At 44.8% G+C, this 24694-nt stretch carries 21 protein-coding genes; 14 read left to right on the forward strand and 7 right to left on the reverse strand.

From position 1 onward, the window contains the following. Positions 1-31: 31 nt before the first annotated feature. Positions 32-1405, reverse strand: a complete 1374-nt coding sequence (locus tag C8D84_RS01455; protein ID WP_109589640.1) for a PepSY-associated TM helix domain-containing protein — start codon at positions 1403-1405, stop codon at positions 32-34. A 167-nt stretch (positions 1406-1572) separates the two neighbouring features. Continuing rightward, positions 1573-3642, reverse strand: a complete 2070-nt coding sequence (locus tag C8D84_RS01460; RefSeq protein WP_109589464.1) for a TonB-dependent receptor domain-containing protein — start codon at positions 3640-3642, stop codon at positions 1573-1575. Between the two features lie 656 nt (positions 3643-4298). Between C8D84_RS01460 and C8D84_RS01465 the strand changes: the two genes are divergently transcribed. Beyond that, positions 4299-5708 (forward strand): uracil-xanthine permease family protein, encoded by a 1410-nt coding sequence (locus tag C8D84_RS01465; protein WP_055124608.1) that lies wholly within the window; start codon positions 4299-4301, stop codon positions 5706-5708. Positions 5709-5925: 217 nt separating this feature from the next. Here the strand turns inward: C8D84_RS01465 and C8D84_RS01470 are convergent, their stop codons facing one another. Beyond that, positions 5926-6591 carry a TetR/AcrR family transcriptional regulator gene (locus C8D84_RS01470; RefSeq protein ID WP_109589466.1) on the reverse strand — a complete coding sequence of 222 codons (666 nt, stop codon included), beginning with the start codon at positions 6589-6591 and terminating at the stop codon, positions 5926-5928. A 254-nt stretch (positions 6592-6845) separates the two neighbouring features. Here C8D84_RS01470 and uraD point away from each other — a divergent pair, with 254 nt between their 5' ends. The 10 genes from uraD (at position 6846) to C8D84_RS01520 (ending at position 15850) form a co-directional block, all read left to right on the forward strand. After that, entirely contained in the window at positions 6846-7367 is a 522-nt protein-coding gene (gene uraD / locus C8D84_RS01475) for a 2-oxo-4-hydroxy-4-carboxy-5-ureidoimidazoline decarboxylase (RefSeq protein WP_109589468.1), read from the forward strand. A gap of 42 nt (positions 7368-7409) precedes the next feature. Next, complete coding sequence (gene uraH, locus C8D84_RS01480; protein ID WP_109589470.1) at positions 7410-7778, forward strand: hydroxyisourate hydrolase; 369 nt, start codon at positions 7410-7412, stop codon at positions 7776-7778. A gap of 113 nt (positions 7779-7891) precedes the next feature. Then, entirely contained in the window at positions 7892-9214 is a 1323-nt protein-coding gene (locus C8D84_RS01485) for a urate hydroxylase PuuD (RefSeq protein WP_109589472.1), read from the forward strand. Between the two features lie 97 nt (positions 9215-9311). Next, entirely contained in the window at positions 9312-10292 is a 981-nt protein-coding gene (puuE, locus tag C8D84_RS01490) for an allantoinase PuuE (RefSeq protein WP_045444431.1), read from the forward strand. A gap of 55 nt (positions 10293-10347) precedes the next feature. Continuing rightward, complete coding sequence (locus tag C8D84_RS01495; RefSeq protein ID WP_109589473.1) at positions 10348-11184, forward strand: bifunctional allantoicase/(S)-ureidoglycine aminohydrolase; 837 nt, start codon at positions 10348-10350, stop codon at positions 11182-11184. 132 nt (positions 11185-11316) lie between these two features. After that, on the forward strand, positions 11317-11865 hold the full coding sequence (locus C8D84_RS01500) for an ureidoglycolate lyase (protein ID WP_228244397.1): 549 nt from the start codon (positions 11317-11319) through the stop codon (positions 11863-11865). 241 nt (positions 11866-12106) lie between these two features. Continuing rightward, positions 12107-12382, forward strand: coding sequence for a Trp family transcriptional regulator (locus C8D84_RS01505; protein WP_109589475.1), 276 nt, complete (start codon positions 12107-12109; stop codon positions 12380-12382). Positions 12383-12494: 112 nt separating this feature from the next. Next, a complete protein-coding gene (locus tag C8D84_RS01510; RefSeq protein WP_109589477.1) occupies positions 12495-13913 on the forward strand; it encodes an anthranilate synthase component I family protein in 1419 nt (472 codons plus the stop codon). A 33-nt stretch (positions 13914-13946) separates the two neighbouring features. Further along, positions 13947-14594, forward strand: a complete 648-nt coding sequence (locus C8D84_RS01515) for an anthranilate synthase component II (protein WP_109589479.1) — start codon at positions 13947-13949, stop codon at positions 14592-14594. 308 nt (positions 14595-14902) lie between these two features. Beyond that, positions 14903-15850 carry a DMT family transporter gene (locus tag C8D84_RS01520; RefSeq protein WP_109589481.1) on the forward strand — a complete coding sequence of 316 codons (948 nt, stop codon included), beginning with the start codon at positions 14903-14905 and terminating at the stop codon, positions 15848-15850. Between the two features lie 168 nt (positions 15851-16018). Here the strand turns inward: C8D84_RS01520 and C8D84_RS01525 are convergent, their stop codons facing one another. The 4 genes from C8D84_RS01525 to C8D84_RS01545 all read right to left on the reverse strand — a co-directional run bounded on the left by C8D84_RS01525 (position 16019) and on the right by C8D84_RS01545 (position 19539). Then, entirely contained in the window at positions 16019-16762 is a 744-nt protein-coding gene (locus C8D84_RS01525; RefSeq protein WP_060491687.1) for an amino acid ABC transporter ATP-binding protein, read from the reverse strand. A gap of 91 nt (positions 16763-16853) precedes the next feature. Then, on the reverse strand, positions 16854-17591 hold the full coding sequence (locus C8D84_RS01530) for an amino acid ABC transporter permease (protein ID WP_055124618.1): 738 nt from the start codon (positions 17589-17591) through the stop codon (positions 16854-16856). Continuing rightward, complete coding sequence (locus tag C8D84_RS01535; RefSeq protein WP_109589482.1) at positions 17591-18427, reverse strand: amino acid ABC transporter substrate-binding protein; 837 nt, start codon at positions 18425-18427, stop codon at positions 17591-17593. Before C8D84_RS01535 ends, C8D84_RS01530 begins: the two co-directional genes overlap by 1 nt. Before the next feature lie 314 nt (positions 18428-18741). Then, positions 18742-19539 carry a UTRA domain-containing protein gene (locus C8D84_RS01545; RefSeq protein WP_109589485.1) on the reverse strand — a complete coding sequence of 266 codons (798 nt, stop codon included), beginning with the start codon at positions 19537-19539 and terminating at the stop codon, positions 18742-18744. Positions 19540-19844: 305 nt separating this feature from the next. Between C8D84_RS01545 and hutU the strand changes: the two genes are divergently transcribed. The 3 genes from hutU to hutH all read left to right on the forward strand — a co-directional run bounded on the left by hutU (position 19845) and on the right by hutH (position 24677). Further along, positions 19845-21563 carry a urocanate hydratase gene (gene hutU / locus C8D84_RS01550; protein ID WP_109589487.1) on the forward strand — a complete coding sequence of 573 codons (1719 nt, stop codon included), beginning with the start codon at positions 19845-19847 and terminating at the stop codon, positions 21561-21563. A 70-nt stretch (positions 21564-21633) separates the two neighbouring features. Next, positions 21634-22995: a YjiH family protein gene (locus C8D84_RS01555; protein ID WP_211181219.1), complete on the forward strand. Its 1362-nt coding sequence runs from the start codon at positions 21634-21636 to the stop codon at positions 22993-22995. A 119-nt stretch (positions 22996-23114) separates the two neighbouring features. After that, on the forward strand, positions 23115-24677 hold the full coding sequence (hutH, locus tag C8D84_RS01560) for a histidine ammonia-lyase (protein ID WP_109589489.1): 1563 nt from the start codon (positions 23115-23117) through the stop codon (positions 24675-24677). Positions 24678-24694: the final 17 nt, after the last annotated feature.

The raw sequence follows: 24694 nt of genomic DNA on the forward strand, positions 1-24694 counted from the left end.
GTTTAAGTACAGCATATCTTATAGTTGCTCTTTAATGGCTGGTTTCGCGTAATCGCTTCAAAGAGTTGTCTTTAACCGTCAATTTTTGCCTTTGCTTTAACCGACTTTGACGCCCTTTGACCCATAAATACACACCTGTGCCAGACAATACCGCCACGGCTAACCCCGTCAATGCTAAAAATATTTGATACAATAAATGACCTACGCCATGGCTGATATGACCCATGTGTAGCGTTGCCATCCATTGATCAGCTTGATTACCAAATGAGCTTTGATACCCAAAATTAACACGCTCGACATTGCCTGTTGCGGCGTCAACCGTGATAGATGACGCACCGCCTTTTTTACCGATATCTTTATTGGTTTTAAAGCGCATTTGCCATTGATTGTCCTCTTCTACCCAACGCACTCCCAATAGCTGCTGGACGCTGACGCCATTTTTTTGCGCGGCGATCTCTGCCTGCCTGCTTAAATAAGCAATACTATTAGCCTTGTCTACCTTATTAGTACTGTTCATATTAGTGCCAATAGTAGTCGCCTCATCACTACTAGATTCAGTATTTATCGCAGGCTTATTTTGTTTCTTTTCTTTGCCTTCATCTCTACCTTCAAGTCCTACTAGCGCTTGCATTACAGGCTGATATACCGATTTTAAATTAAAACCAACACTCGACCACGCAATGACAAACAATATGAGCCAGAGCCATAAGCCAAACGCATGATGCAAATCATAATTGAGCTTAAAAGTATTGGTCTTACGGCGGATTTTCCAAGCAGGTAGCCAGCGTTTAAAAAATGAAGCGCGGGGTTTGCCAGATGATTTTCTCAATGCGGTTTGTTGAGATTTATTGGCATTAACTGCTCTTGGAAAGGTTAAATAAAAGCCAATAAAGCAATTGATCGTCCAGATTAAAGACACGATACCCAGTATTAATTTGCCGATATCACCTAGCAATAAATCACGGTGCAACCAGAATACCTTGTACATCGTATTGCGCCATGCCCACGCCTCTTTATCACGCGTACCGATGATTTCACTAGTAAAGGGATCGACATATACCTCTTGAAATGGGGCTTTAGGAGCATTATCTGCTGCCTGACCTCGCGTTCTATCTACCGAAAAAACCGCTGATTTGTTAGGCTCTACTGACGTTGGCATACTAGAAAATTGATACTGTGGATAAGCGCTGATAACAGCATCATGCAGTGTGGCGATCGATAGTGGCGGCTTGTGTTGCGCTTCAATATTTGCCAGCTTGTGATTAAACACATCATCTAGCTCATCATGAAACGCCAATAGCGTGCCCGTGATACCAGCAATGATCAAAAAAGCTGCCATCGCAAGCCCAGTATAACGATGAATCCATAAACAGCTCTGACGCAACGTAGGGGGAAATGAAGTCATTAGTATTGGTTTTTTATTCATCGTTTCTTTATTCATTGGTTATTTTGATTGGTATTCAAAAAAAGTTGTAATTGCTATCACATGCTTCATCATTTACTGACCATAAAAAAGCCAGCTATCTTATACAGACAGCTGGCCCTTTCATCTATTATCAAGTGACAATAAGATTAGAACTGATACGTCAATGACGCTTTAATATTACGACCTTTCTCAAAGTCAGTAGCAACATCATCAATCGGATTTAGACGAGATGAGTGACTCGCATAGGCTTCATCAAAAAGATTATAAACGCCAAGCGTGGCTTTTAATCCATCAACTTGTTTTGGCGAATAGTTCATAAAGATATCATGAACATTATAGCTTGGTTTTTCAATCTCATTTTCAGACGTATTCGGCATCACTGAAGCGACATACGTACTGCGCCAGCCGATATCTGTGGTCTCTGTTGGAGCATAAGCCAGATTGACCATATATTTGTCGCCTGATTCTGAGCTGCTTCCGGTCACTGATGGAATGCTGTAGCCCGTTTTTTCACCTTCGCTGCGTGCGCGTGAATAGCTCAAACCCATACTAAAGTTATTCATTTTATAGTCGGCAGCGAGCTCAACCCCTTTAATTTTAAAATCTTCATCTTTATTGATGACGCCTTGACATTCACCACCTAATTGTCCAGTGACACAGTCTAAGCCAACGCGAGTTCCGCCAGAACGAACAAATTCGATATAGTTTTCGATATCAGTTTCAAAGTACTTACCGCTTAGTTGTAGTGCATCACCGGCTACCGTTAGATCGCGTAACGTTGTGACTATACCCACTTCAGCGTTAGACCCTTCTTCTGCTTTTAAGTCATTATTAACGTAAGTTTTGTCACCATTTGAATTAAAAATGGTTTGGCTTAAGTCAGGACCATTAAATAACTGCGTGTAGCTTGCAAATACTTGCGTCAATGGTGCAATCTCATAGCTGGCAGCAAGTGCACCAACGACATTATCATAGGTTTTGCCACCAGAGATAAACTCAGGAGATTTGTAGCGGTCATAACGCACACCAGGTGTTAAAGTGAGCTTACCATTTCTCCATTGGTCTTCTAGATATACTGATGTATTGGTTGCCTCATCTGACCCTGCTTTGACGAAGTCGCGCTCCATCTCCGATTCTTTTTTGTAATGCTCAATACCAGAGATGAGTTTGTGTGTGCCAACATTCGTAGCAATGTCACTTGTGTTTTGGATTTTTGCGCCTGTGGTTTGAACTTGTGCGTTAAAATCAAAACCTGGATCATTGATATAATCAGAATCGCGCAAAATGCGGGTTTTGGTTTGATAGACGTTGGTATCTACATCAATCAGTGGGTTGCTAGGATTAAAGCTATAATCAATACCATAAGTATCGCGCTTCACCTGTTGCGGAATTGGAGGCTCAGAGCGGCTAGGGAAGTCTGGACGGAATGGGAAAATCCCCTTCTTTTCAGTTTGGCTGAAATTTGCGCCAATATGATGGTCATCGGCAATATAAGCACCCGCCTTTAATAAGATGCTTTCAGTTTTACTGTCTTCAAACAGCTCACGACCATTACCATCTTCGCCAGAATCGCTATCACGCTTGCCATAGTAAGCCAGTAAGTCAACATTGTCCGTTGGTGCGGCATATACAGTCGTTGACGTTAGTAGCTCGTCATTATTACTGGCATAGCCTGCGTGAACTTTAGCTCCTATTCTTTGACCCGGTTTTAACAAGTCTGCTGCATCAACGGTTTTAAAAGCCACCGCCCCGCCAATGGCATCGTTACCGAGCGTGACAGAATTGTTGCCAACTGCCACATCTGCTTGCTTAAGCAAGTCAGGGTCAATAGTAATGTCACCCATATGATAAAAAAGTTTGCCTTCTTGACGCGCCCCATCGATAGTGACTTTTAGGTTGCTGTCTTCAAGACCACGAATACGAATACGCTGATTGACCGCAGAGGTACCACCTACCGTAACCCCAGGAACGACATTCAAAAAATCGCTTAAATGGCTTGCTTGCTGCGCTGGCGTATAGTCTTCTATGTAAACAGAATCGGTTTGCACTTTATCACGTACTGAGCTATTGGCTGTCACCGTAATGGTCTGCAACGTGGTGCTTGGCATGTCTTCTGCAGGTGCTGCACTGACTGCTTGTGACCATAATACCGCTGCCACGCCCATGGACAATACCGTCATTTGACTAGATAGTTTTGATAACTTTACTTCACGCATAACACACTCACCTTATTGACTATCACAAATTAGAATTTTTAAGAGCTATTTACTGTTGAGCACAGCTTGTGGCAGTTGCACCGCTTATTGTTGAAAACCATTTTTTAGACGATTGGAGTCTTGACAAAGCCAAAGTCTTTCATACGAATAACAATGTTAATGATAATTGTTAGCATTTAAATAATGAGAGGCATAATAACGAAGTATTAACAATTTGGCAATAATTAATGCGAGAAATTTAATATTAAAAAATAGCGCTAAATCTGGCTGGCTTATTCCATTTTGTTGCTTACTGTTTTTAGACGAGTAGAAATAGCCAGCAAACCAAATCCACTGCGCTATGTTCGTCTAATAGACTGTTATTATTTAAGAAATAAAGCCATCAACATGAAAAAAAACGTTGCAATAGCCAACCCTTTCACTATACCCTTAGATAGTTGACCAATTAGTCAGGTTTAAACCTACGACTATTAGTCATATTGATAAATAATAGCTAGCTGCTGATATTTATTAGCACAAGGATAAGTGCGACTCTTTGTGAGACAACTAAGCAATATGAAGATAACCGGTGTGTCGATATCCATCTCTAAATTCATCACACTGCTTAGCTCTCTCCACAGAGCTTGGACTAAAAGTCACTTTAGGAGGAAGCCAAGATGAGCGAACACATTCAAGGGAACCCCGATTTACTATACGGATTGCATGACCGCCCTACCCCTACAAAAGCCTTTTTGGGCGCAGTACAACACGTACTTGCCAGCTTTGTCGGTATCATCACCCCCTCATTAATCATAGGCGGCGTCTTGGGTTTGGGGGAACACATACCTTATCTCATCAGCATGTCATTGATGGTATCAGGGGTCGCTACCTTTATTCAGACGCATAAAGTTGGACCAGTAGGCTCCGGTCTTATGGCGTTACAAGGAACCAGTTTTGGCTTCTTGGCCGCGGTATTGGCGGCAGGTTTTGTGGTAAAAAACAAAGGCGGGAGTCCGGAGGAGATTCTCTCTGTTATCTTTGGCGTCTCCTTTCTTGGTGCCTTTGTTGAGATTTTCTTAAGTCAATTCATCACCAGACTCAAATCTCTGATGAGCCCTATCGTGACGGGTTGTGTGATTGTGACCATCGGTCTGTCATTAACCAAGGTTGGTCTGACGGATTTGGCAGGCGGCGTGGGCGCTGAAGATTTCGGGAGTATACAGAATCTGCTGCTCGGTGGCGGAGTCTTGGTCAGTGTGGTATTGATTAGTATTGTTAATAATAAAGTCATTCGCTCCAGTGCTATTTTTATAGGGCTGATGCTTGGTCTGATCGCAGCCATTCTTATGGGACGCATTGATTTCTCTTTGGTCTCTGATGCCCCTATTTTTACGCTACCTGTACCATTCAAGTTTGGCTTTGGGTTTGATTGGCAGGCTTTTATTCCTATCGCCTTTATGTATGTCATTACCAGTATTGAAACCTCTGGTGATTTGACGGCGACTTCGATGATATCGGGCGAACCCATTAAAGGACCTCTATACGAGAAACGTATTAAAGGTGGCGTATTGGGAGACGGTGTCAACTCATTAATTGCGGCGGTGTTTAACACGTTCCCAGTGACGACTTTTAGCCAAAACAACGGCGTGATTCAGATGACTGGTATTGCCAGTCGCTATGTGGGCTTTTATGTTGGGGCTATCTTGTTCACTATGGGGCTATTCCCTATTTTGGGTGCTATCTTTACCCAATTGCCAAAACCAGTCGTTGGCGGTGTGACGTTATTGATGTTTGCAACGGTAGCGACTGCTGGTATTCGCATCCTATCAACCGTCAACTTTACCCATCGTAATATCTTAATCATTGCCACTTCGCTAGGTCTGTCCATGGGCGTGGCTTTTGTTCCTGATGTATTCGCACAAGCGCCTCAGCTTTTCCGTAATATCTTTGGTTCGGCGGTTACTATGTCAGGTATTGTGGCCATTACTCTCGATATGATTTTGCCCAAAAACTACGGTGTCGAATTTGATACGGTAGAACAGCATCTGGATGACGGTCTAAAGCCTCTTAGACAAAAGGCTTCTTAAACGTACATTAGGGCATGCCTAATCCTTTACCAATCAGCATTGCTGTTCTTGGTTCTTGGTTCTTGGTTCTTGGTTCTTGGTTCTGGTTCTTGGTTCTGGTTCTGGTTCTGGTTCTGGTTCTGAAAATTGACTCTTTTAGCGCGCCTTAATACGAAAACATTTAAAGTGCTTTCGTATTAATGGCATGTTATAGACGTAAAATAATAATACATAAGCACTACTCAAGACCACAGCCACGCAAAATAAACGGCACTAAAAAGTCTGCCGCCCGCGCTTCATCCTGCTGATCGTACTCACTCTTTTCCATCAAACCGACAATTTCTGTCTCAAATTCTGCATATCGCTGCGTCGTTGCCCAAATCAAAATCAATAGCTGTAAAGGGTCAGCGATGCCAATTTTGCCTTGCTCATGCCAAGTTTTCATCACTTGTGCCTTGTCTAGCGCCCACTCCTTCATGGTCGCCGACATAAATTCATGCAGATGCGGGGCACCGCCGATGACTTCCAGCGCAAATAATTTATGGCGATTGGGATGAGCAAACGCTTGATGCAATTTGGTACGGACAAACTTTTCGATGACCGTTTTAGGGTCACTATCGACTGTCATGGTGACTAAGCCATCGTTCCACTCTTGAATAATAGAATGCAGCACTGCTTGGTACAGATTTTTTTTATTCTTAAAGTAGTAATGCACGTTGGCTTTTGGCAGCTCGGCTCTATCGGCAATACCTTGCATCGTTGCACCGCGGAAACCTTGCAGCACGAACTCCTCTTCTGCCGCCGCCAAAATGACGGTTTGATTGTGGGCGCGGATATCTTGCTGGTTGCGCTGTACAGGCGCGTCAGACGCAGCTTGTGGTTCTATATCGTTATGTTGAGCCATGATTAATGTTACCTGTCATTATTGTGATGAATAGAGAGCCATATCCCAGCCAATAACTGGATTCATATGCTAATTTTTATGAAATATCACCAGTCTAAATAAAATATTTGCATAAAGCAGTTGACCAAATGGTCAGGTTTAAGCAGAATAGCTCATAGTAAACCAATTATTAATCGATAAATACTACTTTAGCATGAGATGTTATCGAGAGATGCTACTCCACTGCTTTTGTCAGAAAAGAAAAGGATGTCACTGTGAAATTATCTTTACAGCAGTTTAATGAGCTCTCAACAGCTGAGGCAATTTCACATCTATTGACCTGCTGTACCAGCACCCATTGGGCGCAGACTTTAGAAAAAAAACGTCCTTTCGCTGACATATCTACATTACTTGCTCATAGTGATGATGCTTGGGCACAAGCACAGACAGCAGAAGCCCAGTTACTAGAGGCTTTTGATGGTCATCCACAAATCGGCAATGTCGACTCGTTAAAAGAAAAATACCGCAATACTCAAGACAGTGCTGCCCATGAGCAGTCAGGTGCCAATGATGCCAATGACGATGTGATTGAAGCTTTGGCACAAGGCAATCAAGACTACCTTGATAAATTTGGCTTTATCTTTATCGTATTTGCTACCGGTAAGAGCGCGCAGCAAATGCTCGATTTATTGTTAGCACGCCTGCCCAATGATCGCGCTACTGAGCTGGTCAATGCGGCGGCTGAGCAAAATAAAATCACCCGCTTACGTTTACAGAAACTGCTGAGTGACGCTTAACGCATTCAGCCCATCTGACTCATTTATATAAAAGGAATTATTATGTCAGGTACTCTCTCATCGCATATTTTAGATATCCATTTGGGCAAACCAGCCGCTGGTATTGCCGTGACGCTAGATCGCGTAAGCGCAAGTGGCGAGGCATCTCTATTAGCCAATGGCGTCACCAACGCGGATGGACGCGTGGCACCAGATAGCTGGTCGTTTGACCCAACGATTGATATTGCTGAATATCACTTAGATGTTGGTCGTTATACCTTAACCTTTGATACGCAGTCTTATTTCGATGCACAAAATCTCACGGCTTTTTATCCACAAGTAGTCATCGATTTTATGATAAGTGATAACGGTCACTATCATGTACCGCTACTGCTTAGCGCACATGGCTACAGCACGTATCGCGGCTCTTAGTTTTTGACATCACTATATAAAAACACATCATAAAAGCACGTCGCCATAGCAAAACGCGTCGAAAGATTGAAAAAAGCTGAACAAAAGAAAATTGTAAAAAGGACATTTGCAACATGGGCGCTTATTATCTCGATTGGTTTAACTTATTTTTTCGCTGGTTCCACGTCATCGCTGGCGTGGCATGGATTGGTGCGTCTTTTTACTTTGTTTGGCTAGATCTTAGTTTACGTAAACCACCACAGTGGAAAGCTGACAAAGGCATTTCAGGCGACTTATGGGCGGTACATGGTGGCGGCTTTTATGAAATTGCCAAATACAAGCTTGAGCCCGAAGAGATGCCAAAAACCCTGCACTGGTTTAAATGGGAAGCTTATACCACTTGGCTGACGGGTATGGCGATGCTCTCTATCGTCTATTATGCCAATGCGACTGCCTACTTGATTGATCCCAGCAAAGTCGATTTTGGTAGTAGTATCGGTGCCATCTCGACCAGTTTGTTATTTTTATTCGGCAGCTATTTCATTTATGAAGTAATTGTCCGCAGCCATTTGGGCAAAAACTCGTTTATTTTTAGCACCATTATTTTTATCCTATTAATCATCGCCTGCTGGGGTTCTTATCAGCTATTTAGTGACCGTGCTTCGTTCATTCATATCGGTGCTATCTTAGGTACGGTAATGGCAGGTAATGTGTTCTTTGGTATCATGCCCGCTCAACGAGCGCTGGTAGAATGCGTGAGGCGTGGCGAAAAACCAGGCAAAGAAGTAGCGGACTTGGCACTACAAGCAAAAAACCGCTCGCTGATGAACAACTATTTTACCTTACCGCTGATCTTTACCATGATTAGTAACCATTATCCGATGATGTACTCTCATGCTCACGGCTGGTTGGTATTGGTATTTGTGGGTATCATCACGGCTATTGTACGTCACTATTTTAACCAAAAGCATTTAGACAATCATAAGCCGCGTTATTTGGTCATCCCTGCTGTCTTAACTGTATTATTAATTATTTGGATGCGCCCAGAACCAATTGAGCCATTACCTGTTGTCAATGCTGCAGTCGCTGCTGAAACGGCGACACCAGATAATGTGCCACCAACAACTACTGATAGCGCAGTCGACGGTTCTACTATAAGCACTGATGCCGCCTCAAATGAAAATATCACTGCCGACGTCGTGCCAACTGCCTCTGCTGATGATGCCATTATGGATGTCGTGCACACGCGCTGTAGCACGTGCCATGCCGCTCAGCCTACTCAGCAAGGATTTGCCGCGCCGCCAGCTGGTATCATCTTGCAAACACCGACCGACATGAAAACTCATAAAGCAAAAATCGTCACTGCCGTACAAACGGGCTATATGCCACTGGGTAATCTCACAAAATTGACGGATGAAGAACGTCAGCAAATGGTGGCTTACGCATCGGGATTATAGATAAAAGCCGTAGATAAATATTATATAGATCCAAAGTTACGCCTTATTTTGCTTTAGTTGACTTAAGTTGCTTTAAAATATTTAGGATATATTGACAATGAGTAAAAAAATAATCAGCGATTTCAATCAAGACGCCTACCCTCGCGACTTAAAAGGCTATGCTGACAAGCCACCAAAAGCCAACTGGCCAGGCGGCGCTAAAATCGCTGTACAGTTCGTCCTCAATATCGAAGAAGGCGCAGAAAATAGCGTGATTCATGGTGACGGTCAATCAGAGCGGTTTTTATCGGATGTCTTGGGTACGCCAGAATTTAACAATCGTCATCAGTCGATTGAGTCGGCATTTGAGTATGGTAGCCGTGTGGGTGTTTGGCGAGTATTAGACACTTTTAAAGAATACGGTTTGCCTATTACGACCTTCACTTGCGCCGCTGCTGCCGAAAAAACGCCACATATTATCGAGCGAGTATTAGAAGATGGGCACGAAATCGCCAGTCACGGTCTACGCTGGATTACTTATCAAAATATGTACCGCGAAACCGAGCGCGAGCATGTGCGCCGTGCCACTGAAATATTCGAGCGCATGATCGGCGGTCAGCCGCTCGGTTGGTACACGGGACGAGATAGCCCGAATACTCGTGAGTTGGTCGCCGAACAAGGTGGCTATATTTATGACTCAGACTCTTACGCGGATGAGCTCCCTTACTGGCTCAATGTCAAAGTAGAAGACGGTAATAAAATCGCTCGTAAGCCGCATTTGGTCATTCCCTATACCTTAGAGACCAATGACATGCGCTTTGCCTCAAGCCCAGGCTTTACCAACGCCGAGCCTTTTTATCAATATTTAAAAGACAGCTTCGATACCTTATACGAGGAAGGCGCGCACACACCCAAGATGCTGACCATCGGTTTGCATTGCCGCATCATTGGTCGCGCCGGTCGCATCATTGCCCTCAAAAAGTTTTTGCAATATATCACCAGCAAGCCCGATGTGTGGGTATGCCGCCGTGATGACATTGCCAAACACTGGTATAAAAACCATCCAGCCACTGCCGATAACACTGCGAACTGGATGTAACCATACGTTTAGACACAAATTTATTGCGGCACAACACCACTAAGGAACATCAACAATGTCAACAAAGAGTACTTATTACGCACCAACTGGCGGATTGCCTCCACAAACACAACTGCTATCTGATCGCGCTATCTTCACCGAAGCTTATGCCATTATTCCCAAACGTGTACTGACCGACATTGTTATCAGCTATCTGCCGTTTTGGACAGGTATGCGCATGTGGGTACTTGCACGCCCACTTTCAGGCTTCTCTGAGACTTTTTCACAGTATATCGTTGAAGTTGAACCTAATGGCGGCTCAGAAAAGCCTGAGCTAGATGCAAACGCTGAAGGTGTTATATTCATTGTTGAAGGTGAAATGGACATGACTATCGAAGGCGTGTCGCATCATCTTGAAGCGGGCGGTTATGCATTCTTACCACCCGGCTGCAAATGGACGATAAAAAACAATAGCGACAAGCACGTTAAATTCCATTGGATTCGTAAAGCTTATCAACACTGTGAAGGTATTGAAGTGCCTGAAGCCTTTGTAACCAGTGATCACGATGTTGAAGCGATTGAGATGCCGGGTACTGATGGCGTATGGGCAACCACCAGATTTACCGAGCAGTCTGATATGCGTCACGACATGCATGTGAATATCGTGACTTTCCAACCAGGTGGCGTGATTCCATTTGATGAAACTCATGTGATGGAACATGGTTTGTATGTCCTAGAAGGTAAAGCGGTCTATCACTTAAACGGTGAATGGGTAGAAGTGGAAGCGGGCGACTTTATGTGGCTACGCGCATTTTGCCCACAATCTTGTTACGCTGGTGGACCTGGTCCATTTAGATATTTATTATACAAAGACGTGAATCGTCATATGCCGTTTATTCGTCCAGTAAAATAAGCCATCTAGAGACATGATCGTTCATTCGAATATGTCATTTATTCCCAGATGTTGATTTAATTCGCGTACGGGCTTATGGCAAAGTGGCTCATAGCAATTATAAACAGTGATCACCAAAAGTAAGGCAAAGTCATGAGTACTCTTATGAAGACTACGATCGTTGCAAGACCTTTAACCAAAGCTGAGTTTGCGCCCTACGGTACCGTAATAGAACCCTATGACAAGGCAGCACAGACGCCTGAAAATAGCTACCATATCAATAAAGGCTATGCCTGCCGCCATCACGCCATCGCTGAAGCCAAACTTGACGGCGGCGATGTCGGCATGAGTATCTTTCGCGCCAAAAAGCGTGAATTTCCTATTGCCTTATCGGTCATGGAATATCATCCGTTTGGCACGCAAGCGTTCTTTTCGATGAATGGTCAGGATTATATCGTCATCGTTGCGCCTGCTGGTGCGCCGCCACAGTCTGCAGATGATTTGACCGTGTTTTATGTGCAATCTCATCAAGGTGTGCAATACGATGCCAATGTCTGGCACCATCCGCTACTTGCCCTGGGTTGTGACTCTGATTTTTTGGTGATAGATCGCATCAATGGCGAAGGCAAAAACTGTTATGAGCTGGATATAGAGGATTGGCAGGTGCAAATTGAACTTGCCAGTGAGCACTCTTCCGTTTAATTAGGGTCTGTAAACGAGCTGTTAACCATTTATAAACATAAAGCCAGTTAATAAAGATTAGCTGGCTTTATGTTTATAAATTTGGGATCCATCCTATATAAATAATCATCTTCCAAAACACAGTGCCCATTTAACAGCAGTAGCAAAACATCTACATAGGCTACTTGCCTTTTATGTACTATCGTACTAGAATGCTGAAACGAAGTAAGCTTCCCTTTTCTTTTCCATTAAGATGAATGTTATGAGCACAGACCCTTATCAAAGCTTATTAAGCCATTTAGCCAGTTGTCATGACAGCACCGCTATCGACCTGCTATTCAGTGCGCTATTGACGGAAAAAGAGCAGCAGGAAATCGCCAATCGTATCCGCATTTTTGACTTGCTTGAGCGCGGTGTCACCCAGCGCGAGATATCTGAGCAGCTAGGTGTCGGTATCGCTACCGTCTCGCGCGGCGCCAAAGCCATGCAAGTTCACGATGTGAGTGCCTTACTAATGACTCATAGACATGACTCATAGAAAACATTCATAAAAGACACAGCTGAAAAGGCCGCCTAATTAATCAGAAACTAGAGTTTTAATTTCTCTTACTTTTTATTTGATCAACCATTGAACCAATTTGGATATTGTTATGACCTCTCCTAACTCAAAACCTGAGCAACCTGCTGCTATTGATATCCCTAGTAAACCACAGCGCATTAAACTCACGCAGGATATTGATTTCTTTGCGTTGTTCAAACGTATTGAGCGCGCTTTTGAGACCTGTTATCTGCTTGAATCATTGGGCGAAGATGGACATATGGCGCGTCATCATGCCATTGGTTTTGATCCAGTGATGACCATTGCTGCCATCGATCGTACAACCCTCGCGATTACTGATAATAAAACCGCTGAAACCACTCATTATCAAACGGATAATCCTTACGAGCTACTGCGCAAAATTACGCCGCAGCATGTCATTGCTCGCGACCAAAGCGGTGGTCTTGTCGGTTATTTGGGTTACGACAGTGTCAATTTCTTTGAACCCAGTCTCAATGCTAAAGCGAGCGATGACTTTGAACCGTTTAAATTTGGCGTATATTTGGATGGTCTAACGCTCGATAAGATGACCGGTGAGATTTTCTACTTTTACTATCCTACCGCGCAGCAAGAAAACCGCATCGAGCAAATCAAAGCCCTACTTGATGAACCAATTCCAATCTATGAGCCGCCTACAGTTGAGTTTTTGGGTGACGGCATGAGTCAAGAAGAGCATGCTAAAGCCGTGATGCAAGTCAAAGAAGACATCATCTCAGGGCGTATCTTTCAGTGTGAGGTTGGCTTTAAATCCAAATACCGTATTGCCGGCGATAAAATGCCCATTTATGAGAAATTGCGTTCGGTCAATCCGTCGCCGCACATGTATTTTATGAAATTTGCCCAGCAGTGCATCATTGGTGCCTCACCAGAGCTGCTATTTCGCTTGCGTCAAGGTGAGATGGAAACCTATCCATTGGCGGGTACTGCCAAGCGCGGCGTCGATGTCATCGAAGATCGACAGCTTGCCCGTGCATTGCTCAACGATGCCAAAGAAATTGCTGAGCACAATATGCTAGTCGATTTGCATCGCAACGATATCGGCCGTGTGGCACAATTTGGTACGGTAAAAGTACGTAGCCTCATGGATATCAAACGCTTCTCTCATGTGCAACATATCTCTTCTGAGATCGTCGGAATCTTGCATCCTAATGAAGATATGTTTAGCGCCCTTGCCAGTAACTTCCCCGCTGGGACGTTGTCAGGCGCACCAAAAGTTGAAGCGATTAAAGTCATCAACGAGCTAGAACCAGATGGGCGCGGTGCTTATGGTGGTGCGCTTGGATCGTTTAATTTTAACGGTGATTGTATTTTTGCCATCCCTATTCGCAGCCTATTCATCAACGGCGAATCTGCCTATGCGCAAACCTGTGGCGGCAATGTCTATGACTCCAATCCTGCTGATGAATATATAGAAATTCAGCGTAAATTGTCTGCCATGAAAGTGGTATTAGACAGTTTTATGAACCCGTAAATTGCTTATATTTTGCCAAAGAGTTGATAACCCATGAATGTTTTAATTATAGATAACTACGACTCGTTTACCTTTAATCTTTACCAATATATCGGCGAGATTTTGCAGACGATGGACGGCGATAAAGCCGCGAACGTCATTGTTAAACGTAATAATGAGATAACGTTAGCAGATGTACAAGCCATGAATCTTGATCGCATCATCATTTCACCGGGTCCTGGTGCCCCTGACGACCCTGCCTACTTCGGTATTTGTGCCGAAGTAATTGAAGTCATGGGTAAGACGACGCCGCTATTGGGTGTCTGCTTAGGTATGCAAGGGATTGCGCATGTGTTCGGCGGCGATGTGGTACGGGCGAGCGTGCCAATGCATGGCAAGGTATCCTCCATTCGCCATGATGGCGCGGGTGTCTATCAAGGCTTGCCACAAGAGATTGAAATCATGCGCTACCACTCATTGATGGTAAAAGCAGACACCTTCCCAGATTGCTTGGCTGTCACAGCTGTCGTCGCCAATAATGCTCATGCTGAGTTCAGCCTAACCGAATCTGCGCTAGCAGGTGAGGAGATTATGGGATTACAGCATAAAGACTATCCCATTCAAGGTGTGCAGTTTCACCCAGAGTCATTTGCGACGGAAGGTGCCAAACGCTTGCTGACGAATTTTTTACTACAAGTGTAAATCTTGATGCTTAAATTTGGGGGATATGACACCAAAGGGTGATAAGCTAAAGACATAATCTAAAGACATAAGCTAAAAACAAGCGTACCTCTAACTCAAATAAATTGAATTTTATGTCTAACTGACTTGTGTTCGAACTTAATTAACGCTTTAATGATAGATTGAAAAAATAAACAAAAGACAGCCCTTACTCGGGTTGTCTTTTTCTTATTTCAGTATTGTATGATGCCATTAGCTAAAAGGCTTGAACTGTTTGAGGTTTTGAGTTTGGGCATGGGTTTTGATATCACATAAAAATAGAGAGCGATATGGCAAATACCGATGGCGTAATGTCAGCACGGCAGTCATGGATAGGCACCATTCAAATCATCACGGCGGCGGTCTGCTGGGGTACGTTAGGGATATTTTCGACCTACCTCAATCAAATCGGCTTTAGTGGTTGGCAGATTACGATCTTACGTATCGTGACCGCGGCTTTTCTTATTCTTGTCATGCTACCGAAATTATGGCCGCATCTTATCAAGCTTCGTCGAAAGCAGTGGCTTGGACTGGCATTGCAGTCTTTGATTGGCGTACTTGGTATGTCGGTATGCTACTTTTTTGCTGTGATCTATGTCGGTGCTGGCCCTGCGGTTGCCTTGCTTTATACTGCACCTGTGTTTAGCTTATTGTTTTCGGCATTCTTGCTTGATGAATCTATCACTCGCCAGTCGGCATTACTGGCGCTCATAGCGGTATTTGGTGTTGGATTGACGATGCTTGGTGATGAGGCGCAAGTCAATTGGGGCATCCTATTAGGACTGCTAGCAGGCGTCTGTTATTCCTTATACGGAGTACTGGGCAAGCGCGCGATGCACGATGCACACCCTGCGCCTTTGGTGTTTTTTACCTCTATTATCATCAGTGCTGGTGTACTGCTCTTATTACCTGAAACCTATCAAACCTATGGGCGGTTATTGAGCTTACCCTTACATACTTGGGGCTATGCCTTGGGGTTGTCTTTGATTGGAACCGTCGTGCCCTTTGCCCTTTATATGAAAGCATTAGAGAAATTACCTGCCACTCGTGCATCAGTATTTACGATTTTTGAGCCATTGACTGCCATTGCCCTTGCCATACTATTACTGCATCAATCCTTATCTTGGATTCAATATGTGGGCGTGGTATTAATCTTACTGGCAGCTTTATTTAATGCCATATTAAACGGCACTGCCACTCGCGTACCACGCTGGCTAAAAAGACGACAAAGAATTTAGTCTGTACTTTTTAAAAAGTTTTAATAGCCTTAGTACCATTGCTATTAGACGAAAAAAGCCCCAACTATATCGATATAGTCGGGGCTTTTTTCTGCTTGACACTTTGCTTTAGAGGTAAGTATTTATGCCATAGACGGTTGCTAAATAACTTGGACTGTCTTGATGATATTACTGTTCAATACGCTGCAAAAAGGCCTGCGTACGTGGATGAGTAGACACTTCGAACATCTGCTTAGCGCTACCTTCTTCGACCACATGACCATCCTCAATTAACACCACATGATCTGCCACATCACGAGCAAATTTAATCTCATGAGTCACAACGACCATCGTCCAGCCTTCAGATGCCAGTTGCTTCATCGTGCCCAGCACATCTTGTACCAATTCAGGATCGAGCGCAGACGTTGGCTCATCAAATAATAATAATGACGGCTCGATAGCCAGTGCACGAGCAATACCGATACGCTGCTGCTGACCACCAGATAGCTGAAACGGATACAGATCTGCCTTATCCGATAAGCCTACTTTATCAAGTAATGCCAGTGCCTGTTCGCGGGCTTGCGCCTTAGTTTGCCCTTGCACTACCGTTGGCCCAAGCATTAAATTCTCAATCGCGGTCTTGTGTGGAAACAAGTTATAAGATTGAAATACCATGCCTGATTTACGCTGCAACGCCAGCAACGTTTTCTTCTTGGGCTTGGTAGCGAAGTCAACCGTTAAGCTGCCATCATCAAAAGCAATGATGCCTTGATCAGGAATTTCCAGCGCATTCAAGCAGCGTAAAAAAGTGGTTTTACCAGACCCTGACGGTCCTAATATCACCACTACCTTGCCTTTTTCGATGGTCAAGTCGATGCCTTTAAGCACTTGATTGCCACCAAAAGCTTTGTGAATATTAGTGACTTGAATCATAAAGCTTCCTGTTGTACTGATATCTGTTTGCTAATAACACACGCTTATCGACGCGGCATTACCATCCTATACTGCTACCATTATCAAGGGTTTATTTCGCCACATAGCGATCAAGTCTGGTTTCAAGCTTACCTTGAATAAAGGTCAAGAACAGACAAATACCCCAATAAATAATCGCCGCTTCGGTGTAGACCAACATAAATTCATAGTTACGTGCCGTGATGATTTGCGCCTGTTTAAATAGCTCGGTTACCAAGACCAATGACGCCAAAGACGTGTCTTTTACTAGGCTAATAAAGGTATTGGATAACGGGGGTACTGACACCCGAAGTGCTTGCGGCAAAATGACATGACGAAAGGTCTGTAGATACGTCAAGCCTACGGTCGAGCCTGCTTCCCACTGACCTTTTGGAATGGACAAAATAGAGGCACGCACCGTCTCCGATGCATAAGCGCCAATATTGAGCGAAAAGGCAATAATCGCTGAGGGAAAAGGATCAAGCTTTACTCCGATACTTGGCAAGCCATAGAAAATAATAAATAGCTGAACCAGCATTGGTGTCCCGCGAATGGCGGACACATAAATACGGGCAAGTCTGTATATGATTTCATGGAACCAGCCAGCACGCGGTACGATACGAATCAGCGCCACTATCAGCGCAATAGCCATACCAATCGCAAATGAGATCAACGCCAGCGGTATCGAATAATAAATACCGCCTTTAAGCATTGGCCAAAATGAATTGATGACAATTTGCGCCCGCGCAGGATCCATAAATGGTAGTAGTGCCAGTAACTCAGCTAGCATTGACGTGATAGACGCTAGCATTATTTTTGTTGACTTATGTCAGCACCAAAGAACTCTTCGCTAAGCTTGGTCAGCGTCCCATCGGCTGCTAATGCGGCCATTGCTTCATTCAATTTTGCCACAACGTCATCATCCCCTTTGATGAGTACTAAACCTGAACCAGTCTGCTCACTCGCAGGCGCTGTCAGTTTGATCTCAAGTGCTGCATCTGGGAATTTTTTGAGATAATCCAATACTGCCAGATTGTCATTCATCGTGAAGTCAGCACGGTCTTGCTTAACCAGTTGAATCGCTTGCGCCATACCATCGACAGGGACGATTTCTGCGCCGTAGCGTTCTGCAAGCTCACCATAGTTGCTGCTTAGTGATTGCGCAGTACGCAGACCTTTTAAACCTTCCCACGAGCTATAACGATCGTCATCAGTCGGTGCTAGTACAACCGCGCCCGACCAGCTATACGGCATGGCTTTGTCATACTTAGCCAAACGCTCAGGCGTGGTCAAGCTTACTTGATTGGCCACCATATCGAAGCGTTTTGAGTCAAGACCTGCCAACATAGCATCCCACTGGGTCTCTTTAAATTCGACGTCTACGCCCAGTTTATCCGCAACCGCACGTGTCACTTCGACATCATAGCCAGTTAGCTTGCCACTCTCATCATGATAAGTGAATGGCGGATAAGTACCCTCTGTACCGACGTTGATGGTACCACCATTATTGATACGTTGCAGCAAATCAGAGCCACCCGTCGCGGCACTGTCTGTCGCATTGGTTTCTGCTTCATTGGTAGGAGACTGACCACAAGCGGCAAGTAGCATAGTACTGGCGGCAAGTGCTAAAAGAGTACGACGTTTCATAAGACGTCCTTATAAGAGTGAATGAATAATGCAAAAAGGTATCGTGCCAATAAAACCATAGCAACAAATAAGGATAAGACCAGCACAGGCAAATACTATAATAAAGTACTTGCGCCGCATTATTTAGCTTTGGCTGCTCGATTTGAGGATGCTCAGCATATTTTTCAATACTGTTTCTATATTATCTTTGAATTTTTGGACATTTTTTAGGCAGATCTTAACGTTATTATTGCCGATTAAATAGCCATTTATTCATATACTAGCGCACTTCAGAAAGAATAAACGTACAAAAACAGTGAGCATGCGTAAGACTATTATAATTCACCGGAGAATTGATAGCGATCGCCTGCATGCCACATCTTCACAAAGGTCAATACTCGACCTGCTGAATACGTCTGACGGCGCAATACCAATGTCGGCGACTGCGGTGCGATTTGCAGTAGCGCAGCTATCTTATCTGGTGCCGCCAGTGCACGAATGGTATAGCTACCGCGCTCTAGTGGACTTTTGGCGATGAGATAATCACTGGTGTTGACCACACTAAAATCCTGCTCAATAAATTCTGGCACCTTTTGAGCATCCACCCAGCGCTCTTCGAACTGTATGGGCTGACCATCCGCAAAGTGAATGATTTTTACCTCGTATAAAACAGCAACGTCGCTGCTACTATCTGCGCCAGTACTGTCATCCATTACGGTTGTATCAGCGTTTGTGTTAGCGCTTGTATTAGAAGACACAGCTACTTCATCAATATCAAATTTACGCCGTAATTCATCGTCTAACATCGCAGCCGTAAGTATGCGTTTACTCACCACTTGCGCCTGATAATCGCGGTTGGCAGATTTTAAATCCTGCGCGATATTGCGCACTTCTACAAAAGTGTGATTGAACTGCTGCTGGGCGACAAACGTCCCCGACCCTTGCCGGCGCTCTAGCACTCGCTCTTCGCTCAGCTCTTTTAGAGCGCGATTGACCGTCATACGCGATACGCCAAACTCTTTTGCCAACGCCATTTCTGTAGAAATTGCATTGCCCGCTTGCCATTTACCAGAGTGAATATTGTCTAATATGGCGTTTTTTATGCGCTGATATGCCGGAATTGTCTTTGTCATGTCCGTGTTTAACCGTTAATTTCACCAATAATAGTAGCGCCATAATATCACGAGATAACGTCATGAACCTTAGCAAAACACTGTGACATTTATCTATCTACCAAAACCCTCACAAAAATAATTGAGTCATTTATAAAAAATTGCTTGCATGAAAAAAGTATCTTTGATAATTTGTATATACAACTTTACGACAGTGCTAAAAAATTTGCGTCATCTAATCGATGTTTCGCTGAGTTTATAGACTGACTGTAAAACACTTACTTTGATTACTTTATCGTCTTAACAGATATCACAAGGATATGATAATGACTACTGACCATGGAACCAATAAAGAGACTAAGCTGACTCGCCGTGATGAGAGCCGCGAAATCGCCGCGCCCACTGGCAGTACTCTACATTGCAAAAGCTGGCTGACCGAAGCACCTTATCGCATGCTGCAAAACAATTTGCATCCTGATGTGGCTGAAAACCCAAAAAGCCTCGTGGTCTATGGTGGTATCGGACGCGCAGCCCGCAATTGGGAAAGCTATGATCAAATCCTAGCGTCATTAAAAGAATTGGAAGACGATGAGACGTTGCTCGTGCAATCAGGCAAGCCAGTTGGCGTGTTTCAAACGCACGAAAATGCCCCGCGTGTATTGATTGCCAACTCTAACCTTGTGCCGCGCTGGGCGACGTGGGAGCATTTTAACGAGCTCGATCGCAAAGACTTAATGATGTATGGCCAAATGACCGCGGGTAGCTGGATTTATATCGGTACGCAAGGCATCGTGCAAGGGACATATGAGACCTTTGTGGAAGCAGGTCGTCAGCATTATGATGGTAGCTGGGCAGGTCGTTGGATTTTAACCGCGGGTCTTGGCGGTATGGGCGGCGCGCAGCCACTTGCGGCTACTTTTGCAGGGGCAACCTCACTGAACATTGAGTGTCAACAGTCTAGTATCGATTTCCGTTTGCGTACTGGTTATGTCGATAAGCAAGCCGATGATCTCGACCATGCTTATGAGCTCATCAAACAGCATACCGACGCGGGTGAAGCGGTCTCTATTGCCCTACTTGGTAATGCCGCAGACATCTTACCTGAGATGGTAAAGCGCGCCAATGCTGGCGGCATGAAGCCTGATTTGGTCACTGATCAAACCTCAGCGCATGACTTAATCAACGGCTATCTGCCAAGCGGCTGGACGATTGATAGCTGGAAAGCTGCCCAAGAAGATTCAGAGCAACATGCAGCATTGACCAAAGCCGCGGCTCAGTCTTGTGCCGTACATGTACAGGCGATGCTAGACTTGCAGGCAATGGACATTCCAACGACTGATTATGGCAATAACATTCGTCAGGTGGCTTTTGATGAAGGCGTTAAAGACGCTTTTAATTTCCCAGGTTTTGTCCCCGCTTATATTCGTCCGCTGTTTTGCCAAGGTAAAGGCCCATTTCGCTGGGTGGCGCTGTCAGGCGATCCAGAAGATATCTATAAGACCGATCAAAAAATCAAAGAGCTGTTCCCTGAAAACACCCATATCCATCGCTGGTTAGATATGGCAAAAGAGCGCATTCAGTTTCAGGGTTTGCCTGCCCGTATCTGCTGGTTAGGATTGGGTGAGCGTGACAAAGCAGGTTTAGCCTTTAATGAAATGGTCAAAAACGGCGAGCTAAAAGGCCCTATCGTCATTGGTCGTGACCATTTGGATACGGGCTCTGTTGCCAGTCCAAACCGCGAAACAGAAAGTATGAAAGATGGCTCAGACGCCGTATCTGATTGGGCATTATTGAATGGTATGCTCAACGTGGCAGGCGGCGCGACTTGGGTATCACTACATCATGGCGGCGGTGTTGGTATGGGTTACTCGCAGCATTCTGGCATGGTCATCGTCGCAGACGGTACTGATGCTGCAGCCAAACGCTTGGCGCGGGTACTGGTCAATGATTGCGGCTCAGGCGTCATGCGTCACGCCGATGCAGGTTATGAGCTAGCGATCAAAACAGCGAAAGACTATGGTCTGAATCTGCCGATGATTAAGTAGCATACCTTTTATCCTTATAAGTGATTACTTGACATAAGGATATCATCGACATTTTATCAAGGAGGATAATGTGATTGAGCAAAATACGACACTAAATTTCAAGGATGCAGCAGCGACACCAACTGAAGCACTACTGTCTAAACCTGTAGCGTTACTGCAACTGATAGTCTTTAGTGCTATCGGCTTGGTCATGTTTTTTGTGCCATTTACCATTGGTGAGAAAAGCACGATTTTGTTCGATCATGGGGCAACTTATCTGGTCAATCAGCAGCATACATTGTCTGTGACGTTATTGTTTTTACTGATGATCTTTGGGGTAAGCAAGCCATTTATAGACGGCTCATGGCGTAAAAACATTACCCATATAATCATGACTGTTTTTAAAATCATCGGTCTGCTTTTGGCAGTGATGTATGTGGCTGACGTAGCGCCTGCCTTTATGATGGAAAAGGACATGCTGCCGTTTTTGTTTGAAAAACTGGCATTACCAGTCGGTATGATTGTACCGCTTGGGGCATTAATTTTAGCATTTTTGGTGGGTTTTGGTTTGCTCGAGATGGTCGGTGTGCTCATGCAGCCAATCATGAAACCTATCTGGAAAACCCCAGGTTCATCAGCGATTGATGCCGTCGCATCCTTTGTTGGTAGCTACTCTATCGGGCTGCTCATTACTAATCGCGTGTATTTGCAAAAGCAATATTCAGCGCGCGAAGCCATTATCATTGCGACTGGATTTTCGACCGTATCAGCGGCATTTATGGTCATTGTTGCCAAAACGCTTGGTCTGATGGAGTTTTGGAACCTGTTTTTTTGGTCTACGCTAGTGATTACCTTTATCGTCACTGCGATTACTGCTCGTATTCCACCCATTAGCCTTGTAGATGATAGCGTTGAACGTCCCGCTTTAGACCATAAACGCGGTACACGTCTGGCGGCAGCATTTGATTTGGGTTTGTCCACTTCGCGCCGTGCCACTGATCTAAAACAAATCTTATGGTCTAACTTTCGCGATGGGCTGACGATGGCAGCGGCGATTGTGCCTTCTATCATCGCGGTTGGCTTGACAGGATTGATATTAGCAAAGTATACGCCTGTATTCGATGCTTTAGGCTTGCTTCTTTATCCATTCACATGGCTTAGCGGCTTACCAGAGCCTCTGGTTGCCGCCAAAGGTATGTCAGCGGGATTGGCTGAAATGTTCTTGCCAGCACTGCTCCTCAGTGAGGCTGATATATTGACTCGCTATGTTGCAGGGGTCATCTCTATTAGCAGCGTGTTGTTTTTCTCTGCCATGATTCCTTGTGTGCTTGCCACTGAAATACCATTATCTGTCGGCAAAATGGTCATTATCTGGTTTGAGCGTGTGGTACTCAGTATTTTATTGGCTGCGGCATTCGGACATCTAGCCATGTACTTCAACTGGATTGGCTAAAAAAACAAATTTAATAACAAGTATTATGTTAACTAAAAACATTTAAAAAACGTCATTTCAACCAAGGCATGAATCAAAAATAATATAACCCATGTGTCTTACAATACTAGGATCACCCTATGAACGATATCAAACAATTAACGCTACACCCTCGCCAGCTTAGCTTTAAGATGCTACGTGATATCTATGAGCAGCCTGTCATATTGACATTACCTGAGAGTGCTTATAAGGCCATCGATGCCTCACACGAAGATGTACGCACCATCATTGCGCGTGATAAGAGCGCTTATGGTATCAATACCGGTTTTGGTCTGTTAGCAAAAACCCGAATTAGCGATGATCAGCTTGAGCTACTTCAGCGCAACTTGATCGTTTCTCACTCAGTGGGCACTGGTGAAGCGCTTCCTGCCGGCGTGGTTCGTCTAATTATGGTCATGAAGGTTGCCAGTTTGGCGCAAGGTGTCTCTGGTGTCCGTCGCGAGGTAGTGGACAGCTTACTTGGCTTAATTAACCATCAAATTACGCCCAGTATCCCTGCCAAAGGCTCAGTTGGTGCGTCAGGAGATCTCGCCCCTTTATCCCATATGACATTGGCAATGATGGGCGAAGGCGACGTGTTTGTCGCTGGCGAAAAAGTGCCTGCAGCAGAAGCGCTAGCCCAGCATGGACTTGAGCCAATTACCCTAGCAGCCAAAGAAGGCCTTGCACTTATCAACGGCACGCAAGTCTCAACCGCATTGGCATTACGGGGTTATTTCTTAGCGCGTGACTTGCTGGAGACAGCGACTATCGTTGGCTCCCTGTCAATTGATGCGGCCAAAGGATCGGACTCACCATTTGATGCGCGTATTCACGAAGTACGTGGTCATCATGGTCAAATTGAAATCGCTAAAGCGCACCGTCAATTAATTAAAGGCAGTGCCATTCGCGCCTCGCATGACGGCGAGCAGGATGACCGAGTACAAGATCCTTACTGCCTGCGTTGTCAGCCGCAAGTCATGGGTGCCTGCCTTGATATCATTAACCAAGCAGGAAAAACGCTACTAATCGAATCCAATGCGGTGACCGACAACCCACTTATTTTTAATAATGAAGATGGACCAGTCGCTATTTCAGGTGGTAACTTCCATGCTGAGCCAGTCGCTTTTGCCGCTGATATTCTGGCCTTGGCAATCGCCGAGATTGGCTCTATGTCTGAGCGCCGTGTCGCTTTGCTAATCGATGCGACGCTGTCAGGTGGTCTGCCGCCGTTCTTGGTCGACAATGCTGGGGTGAACTCAGGCTTTATGATCGCCCATGTGACCGCAGCCGCACTGGCATCGGAGAATAAATCTATCGCTCACCCAGGCAGTGTCGACAGTATCCCAACCTCCGCCAATCAGGAAGATCATGTGTCTATGGCGACCTATTGCGCACGCCGCCTATATGAGATGGCACAGAATACTGCCACCATTATCGGTATTGAGCTATTGGCTGCCGGTCAAGGGATTGATTTTCATCGCGGATTAGAGACATCAGAGCCGTTGACAGTGGCACATCAGAAACTGCGTGCGCAAGTGACTTTCTATGACAAAGATCGCTACCTAGCCCCTGATATCGAAGCGGCCAAGCAGTTGGTATTAGACGGTACACTTGCTGAGCACTGGCAGTCACTACGCAGCGACTGGTATGAGTCTAAATAAGCGTTAGATAATTAAAG

The sequence above is a fragment of the Psychrobacter immobilis genome, from assembly GCF_003148585.1.
GTDB classification, from domain to species: Bacteria; Pseudomonadota; Gammaproteobacteria; order Pseudomonadales; family Moraxellaceae; genus Psychrobacter; species Psychrobacter immobilis.